The organism is Grimontia marina (genome assembly GCF_900060185.1).
GTDB lineage: Bacteria > Pseudomonadota > Gammaproteobacteria > Enterobacterales > Vibrionaceae > Enterovibrio > Enterovibrio marinus.
On record NZ_FIZY01000117.1, the window covers coordinates 1 to 3,649 of the forward strand.

Genomic DNA, 3,649 nt, shown 5'->3' on the forward strand with positions numbered 1-3,649 from the left:
ACAATGAACAAGGATGCTATTGCGACTAAGCAGGCGCAGTTGTCTAAAAAATAGGGAAGCTGGTATTTCAGCTTCCCTATTTTTTGCTTGATTTCTTAATGGCAAAAACGGCTTTTTCAGGGCCGACTATGTAAGCTCCAAGTTCAACCAACGGCAGCTGCTTTTCATTGATCATTTCGCCGACTTTTCGGTCTGTTTCTCTCACTTTATTGAACGAATGAGATAGCCCCCATAATTTGTGGCCTTTACCTATAATGTTGGACTTTGAACCTTTATCGCTATAAATGTATTATTTTTTGTTCTTCCAGAGATCCATATATTACCATTATTGTCTTGGTAAGCACCAACCAATCTACTTATCTTATTTGGAACCCAATACTCTTTAAATTTAGAATGTTGTTCGTTGGCTATAGTTACGTAGTTACTACATTCCGGATAGCAAGAAAAAGAGCTCCGTTCTGCATACAAATAACCGCTTGATTCTAATTTTTTTACACCTACTAATTTCCTCAATTCATAGTGTTCGAGGTCATCAGAATACCATGGTGGCTTTGGGATATTTCCTCGGATGGTAAGATCAGTCGCCGCATTATCGGACGATAGGAATCGATTTCCACAACTATCAAAAATATAATCACCCTCAGAAAGTATCTCATTGCATGGAGTTTCATAGTAAATATAGCCTGGTTGCTCTAATGAATAGCTGATGGATTTTGCGTAAGAATCACGGATGTTATTATTGTATCTGACGATTTTCTGTGTGGAGCTTCCATTGCCATCTACCAAAACAGCATACAGCTTTTTACTATTATCAGTTATATTTAGAGATTCACCCAAAGTGGTAGTATTTACTTTTATCCTTGTTCCATCATCAATATCAGTTTCTGATAAATGGATGCCGTTTAATCCTCCAGAAGCGAAAAATGAATCATCAATTATAGCCGTACTGCTAATGTCTAATGTTGAAAGATCATATGAAGTTCGAGTAGAATTCTTCGGGGTGTCAAGGTCTGGCACAATTTTAATTAGGCTACTACTATCACCTGAAGTATAAGTAATAAAAATCGTACCAGTTTCCTCATCAACATGAATAGGCCCCCATGTAAGATCAAATCTTTTATACAGAGGTATTATTATACGACCTCTGCCATCTACAGATGTTATTGCAATGGCCTGGTCATAAAGGTATTCCGTATAGCTAATAAACGAATTGTGGTAAGTGCTAAAAGCCAAAGGATCTCTGAATAGAACTCTATTAGATAATAGTATTTCGCTAGTCTCTATGAGCGTTTCTGGGTTTTCTTCTCTATATTGTAAATTTATATTTATTTGGTCGCTTTTGTTGTAGCAAAATAAATCACCACATATTCTAATGGGGACACTTATCAACTGAGAACGCTCGCTTTCAGTTAAATAAGAGAATCGAGGGATTTCAAAAGTGCACGTAGCTTGGGTTTTACCGATGTTTAAATCGCAAGCTATTGGAGAGCCGTATTCGTCTACCAGAGTTTTTCTCTTTATCACTAAGAAGATATGCGTAAACAAATTCGGTATTGCTTGGAATTGAAACATTAAGAGGGACTTCGAATGATGTTGAAGGAAAAGAGCTATCAAGTTCGATAGTATACTGCGTCTGTTTTGGGGATATACCAGTGGAGGAACCTCCTCCCGAATCAGAGCCACCACCGCCACCGCAACTAACAACCAGTAAAACAGAGAGTAGAACTAAAAATAGATTTTTCATGACCGCCAACTTCCATGATTCTGGTGAGACTTTCTTGCTAACCAATGAGCTTTTATTAGAATTCCCTTGTCTAATTTGATGCTACTAAATGCCCATCAGTCTCGTTGGCTTAGTTCTGATACATGATGTGAATAATTTTGATGTTGCGGCTATTTTCAGAACGATAATGTGGAACATCAAGATAGATAGCAGAAATCAGAATCTCAGCGCTTATTGTCTTAACAAAAACGGGCAGTTTTCACTGCCCGTTTGGGTTGCTGTTGCAATTACCTCATTAGACGAAATGGAACATGTCTGAACTCATATTAGAGGTTGAGTAATTCTCTAGCGTAATATAGGCGGAACCATTGTTAACCGAGATAACAGTATTGTTACCGTCTGCCCAGTAGGAAAGTTGGTTATAGTTCGTTGCCAGAGAATCATCAATCTGGATCTTGTCTTGCCATTTGTTGAAGTCAGCGACGACATCGGAGCCAGCCCAACGCTCAAAATAGAAGATATCTTTGTTGTTACCGCCATAAAGCCTGTCGTTTCCGTAACCGCCATTGAGGAAGTCCTGGCCGTTATCACCGCACAGTGTATCGGCACCACTGTCACCCCAAAGATAATCGTTGTCAGCCCCACCGCTGAGGAAATCATTTCCATCTCCACCATATAAACGGTCTTTTTCATTTTCACCGTAGAGGTGGTCGTTACCGGCACCACCTAAGAGCCTGTCATCATGTCCACCACCTTTTAAGGTGTCGTGTCCATCACCACCATCCATGTAATCATTACCTGTTCCGCCGATGATGGTGTCATTTCCGTGCTCACCATAAAGTGCATCGCCGTCATTACCACCGTCGATGTAATCATTGCCGTAGCCCCCGTACAGAAGATCGTTTTGCCCCTCACCGTAAAGGACGTCATCGTTATTGCCGCCATAAAGGCGATCGTTGCCCCCATCGCCATAGAGGGTGTCTTTACCATCCTCGCCCCATAAGTGGTCATTACCTGAGTTGCCGTGGAGAAGATCATTATCTGCGCCGCCCCATATTCTGTCGGCACCGTCACCACCGTGAAGTTGGTCTTTTTCGTTACCACCAAGTATGGTGTCATCGCCCGCGCCACCATGGATAACGTCGTCGTGACCATCACCTGTCAGGTAGTCATTACCATCACCACCTTCAATGTAATCATTACCGGTGCCTCCAAGGACAGTGTCATTGCCTGCTTCACCGTATAACCAGTCCCCATCATTTCCGCCTTCGATGTGATCGTTGCCGTTTCCACCCCAAATGCGGTCATTCTGTCCTAAGCCGTATAGTCGGTCATCATTATCTCCACCGGAGATCCAGTCGTTACCGCCATTGCCTTCGATATAGTCATTGCCCCATTCACCATGAAGGACATCGTCGCCACTATTGCCGTACAAGGCGTCATTACCGTGGCCGCCAACCAGGGTGTCATTCCCGTCTTCACCATATAGCGCGTCGTTGTCATTGCCGCCGTGAAGGTAGTCGTTACCCGTACCGCCGTAAAGTCGGTCATGGCCATTGTCACCAAAGAGGGAGTCGTTATCCTGCTCGCCGTAGAGGTGGTCATTACCGTCACCGCCGCGGAGGGTATCATTGCCGGTCCAGCCATAGAGTTTGTCGTCACCGGCCAGGCCGTGCATGTCATCGTGACCCCACTGGCCATACAGCGAGTCGTTGCCGTTACCGCCGTTGAGGTGGTCGTCACCGTGACCGCCGACTAGGGTATCGTCGCCGTCTTCACCCCACAGGCCATCGTTACCGTTGCCGCCTTCGAGACGGTCATTGCCCCACTGGCCGTAGAGTTTGTCGTCATGCTCGCCGCCATCGAGGTGGTCATTTCCGTGGCCGCCAATCAGGACATCGTTATGGTTACCGCCGTACAGAGCAT

Annotated in this window: 2 protein-coding genes; both read right to left on the minus strand. The window is 44.3% G+C overall.

Features of this window, described 5'->3' with window-relative positions:
• Window positions 1-249 precede the first annotated feature (249 nt).
• Window positions 250-1,572, minus strand: coding sequence for a hypothetical protein (locus GMA8713_RS25195; RefSeq protein ID WP_062715361.1), 1,323 nt, complete (start codon window positions 1,570-1,572; stop codon window positions 250-252).
• Window positions 1,573-2,018: 446 nt separating this feature from the next.
• On the minus strand, window positions 2,019-3,649 hold a 1,631-nt coding region (locus GMA8713_RS25205; RefSeq protein ID WP_198159586.1), incomplete at its 5' end, for a calcium-binding protein.

Excerpts from the sequence above, each read along its gene's own strand:
- GMA8713_RS25195 (WP_062715361.1), bottom strand. The coding sequence starts at position 1,572 with ATGTTTCAATTCCAAGCAATACCGAATTTGTTTACGCATATCTTCTTA.